This window comes from Microbacterium sp. B19 (genome assembly GCF_000333395.1).
Classification (GTDB): Bacteria; Actinomycetota; Actinomycetes; order Actinomycetales; family Microbacteriaceae; genus Microbacterium.
In genome coordinates this window covers 1-3,033 of the sequence record NZ_BADA01000314.1, presented here as the reverse complement: position 1 = coordinate 3,033, position 3,033 = coordinate 1, and the positions used below count along the sequence as shown (strand labels likewise).

3 protein-coding genes and 1 pseudogene are annotated in these 3,033 nt (G+C 70.8%); all 4 read left to right on the top strand.

The window, feature by feature from the left end:
* Positions 1–72: 72 nt before the first annotated feature.
* Entirely contained in the window at positions 73–699 is a 627-nt protein-coding gene (locus tag I5G_RS11070; RefSeq protein WP_022879109.1) for a flavin reductase family protein, read from the top strand.
* A 32-nt stretch (positions 700–731) separates the two neighbouring features.
* Positions 732–1,898: a hypothetical protein gene (locus tag I5G_RS11065; RefSeq protein WP_022879108.1), complete on the top strand. Its 1,167-nt coding sequence runs from the start codon at positions 732–734 to the stop codon at positions 1,896–1,898.
* Between the two features lie 124 nt (positions 1,899–2,022).
* Entirely contained in the window at positions 2,023–2,805 is a 783-nt protein-coding gene (locus I5G_RS11060) for a DeoR/GlpR family DNA-binding transcription regulator (RefSeq protein WP_026095854.1), read from the top strand.
* Positions 2,802–3,033: pseudogene (locus I5G_RS21995) on the top strand (1-phosphofructokinase); the annotation flags it as partial. The gene I5G_RS11060 and the pseudogene I5G_RS21995, both read left to right, overlap by 4 nt.

Genomic DNA, 3,033 nt, shown 5'->3' with positions numbered 1-3,033 from the left:
GCCGCGACCTCTACGGCGACGACGACGAGGCCGCACTGCGCGACATCGTCCTCAGCTGGTGGGTGCAGAGCCATGCATGACATCGAGGACTTCGACACGCTGACGCCCTACGAGCGCTACAAGCTCATGGCCTCGCTCATCGTCCCGCGCCCGATCGCGTGGGTGACGACGCTCGGCCCGGACGGCGTCCCCAACGCCGCACCCTTCTCGATGTTCGCGATGGTCGGCGAAGACCCTCCGCTCGTGATGGTGAGCATCGACCGCCTTCCGGGCGGCGCGCGCAAGGACACCGCGGTGAACATCGACGCGACCGGCGAGTTCGTCGTCCACCTCGTCGACCGCCCGCTGGTCGAGTCGATGGATGCCACGAGCGTGCGGCATCCCCCCGAGATCGACGAGCTCGCGCACCGGGGCATCGACACCGTGCCCGCGGCATCCATCCGTCCGCCCGTCATCGCCGACGCGCCCGTCGCGCTCGAGTGCGTCCTGTTCTCGCGCATGGACATCCCGAGCCGCGAGATCTACTTCGGCCGCGTCCAGCGCCTCCGCACCCGACCGGGTCTCGTGGACCGCTCGCGGATGCGCGTGCGACTCACCGACTACGCCCCGGTCGCCCGGTTCGGGGCGAGCTTCTACACCACGACGGACGACCGCTTCACGCTCAGCGGCGACCCGGCCACCGACATCGACTCCCTCTGACCCGCCCCGCCACCACGTTTCAGGAGAATCCCATGATCAGACCCTCCCGCCCCCTGTCCGCCCTCGCCGCGGGCGCGATCGTCGCCGCCGTACTCTCCGGCTGCGCCTCGACCGGCAGCGGCGACGCACCCTCCACCGCGGGGTTGTCCATCGGCGCCGTCGACCTGTCCGGCGTGTGCCCGGCGACCGTCGTCATCCAGACCGACTGGAACCCCCAGGCCGAACAGGGCGGCCTGTTCAGCCTCCTCGGCCCCGACGCGCAGATCGACGCCGGCAAGAAGAGCGTCTCCGGACCGCTCATGGCGAAGGGGGAGTGGACGGGGGTGAACGTCGAGATCCGCGCCGGCGGACCCGCCATCGGCTTCTCGGGCGTCCCGGCCCAGATGTACACCGATCCCGACATCCTGCTCGGCTGGGTGAACACCGACGATGCCATCGCGGCATCCGAGGCCCTCCCCACCACCGCGGTCATGTCGACCTTCGAGAAGGCCCCGTGGGCGATCATGTGGGATCCCCAGACCTACCCGAACGTGCACTCCATCGCCGACCTCGGGAAGACGGATGCCACGGTGCGCTACTTCGACGGCACCACGTACATGGACTACCTCACCGGCTCCGGACTCCTGCGGACCGCCCAGCTCGACGGCTCGTACGACGGCACACCCGCCGCCTTCATCGCCGCCGGCGGAACCGCCGCGCAGCAGGGCTTCGCGACCGTCGAGCCCTGGGTGTACGAGAACGCGATCCCGGAGTGGGGCCGCCCCCTCGACTACCAGCTGGTCGCCGACACCGGGTACCCGATCTACGCGGTCGCGCTCGCCGCGCGCAGCGCGGACATCGCCGACAAGGCCGACTGCCTCGCAAAGCTCGTGCCCGTGATCCAGCAGGCGAGCGTGGACTACTTCGCCGACCCGGCCGCGGCCGACGCGCTCATCGTGTCGGCGGTGGAGCAGTACGACAACGGCTGGGTGTACCCCGCCGCCGAGGCCGAGAACTCGACCGCGCAGCAACGCGCACTGGGACTGGCCGCGAACGGTCCCGACGGGACGTTCGGCTCCTTCGACGAGGCGCGGGTCGCTCGCGTGCAGTCGATCGTGACCCCGATCCTGACCGCGAAGGGCGTGACGGTACCCGCGGGGCTGACTCCGGAGCAGCTCGCGACCAACGAGTTCCTCGACCCGTCGATCGCGCTGCCCTGACCGCTACGAGATTGCCGCAGACCGCGGTGCGACATCGATCGCACCGCGGTCTGCTCTTGCGTGAGGGTCTGTTGATTCGTGTGGATGTGTGTTGTATTGTGTGGGAATCTTCGAAGGGGATTCCGTGTACGCAATGGAGCGCCAGCAGCTCATCGAGCGCGAACTGCGCGAGATCGGACGCGTCAGCGTCGTCGACCTCGCTCGTCGTTTCGACGTCACCACCGAGACCGTTCGTCGCGACCTCGATCGCCTCGAGCAGACCGGCGCTCTGCGTCGGGTCCACGGCGGTGCCGTCGGCATCGACCGTGCGAGCACCACCGAGGTCTCGCTGTCGGAACGTCGACTTCGCCAGGGCGACGCGAAGCGCGCGATCGGCGCGGAGGCTGCCCGGCTGCTGAGCCCCGGGTTCCGCGGCTCGATCTTCATCGACGCCGGCACCACGCCCGCGGCCGTCGCCGCCGAACTCCCGCAGGTGCTGGGGGAGGGGAGCGACGTCGAGATCGTCACGCACTCGCTCGAGGCCGCGCACCTGCTCGCGGGTGACGACCGCGTCTCGCTCACCGTGATCGGCGGCAAGGTCCGCGGGGTCACCGCCGCCGCGGTCGGCGCGCACACCGTGCGGTCGATCGGCGAGCTGCGCCCCGACATCGCCTTCGTGGGCACGAACGGACTGAGCGCCGGGTTCGGCCTCAGCACCCCCGACCCGGAGGAAGCGGCGGTCAAGACCGCGATCATCCGGGCGGCGCGCCGCGTCGTCGTGGTCGCCGACACCGCCAAGTTCGGCGAGGAGCTGCTCGTGCGGTTCGCCCGCCTCGACGAGATCGACGTGCTCGTCACCGACGGCACGCCGCCCGACGCGCTCGCTCAGGCCCTTGCCGACGCCGACGCCGAGGTGCGTGTCGCATGATCGTCACCCTCACCGCCAACCCGTCCGCCGATCGCGCCGTGCAGCTCACCGGTCCGCTCGTGCCCGGCGAGGTGCAGCGCGCCGAGTCCTCGCGAGAGGATGCCGGGGGCAAGGGCGTCAACGTCGCCCGGGTCGTGTCCGCCGCCGGCGCCCCCGCGCGCGCCGTCGTCCCCGTGAACGACCACGACCCGTACCGTCTGCTCCTGGACGATGCCGGGGTCGACCTCG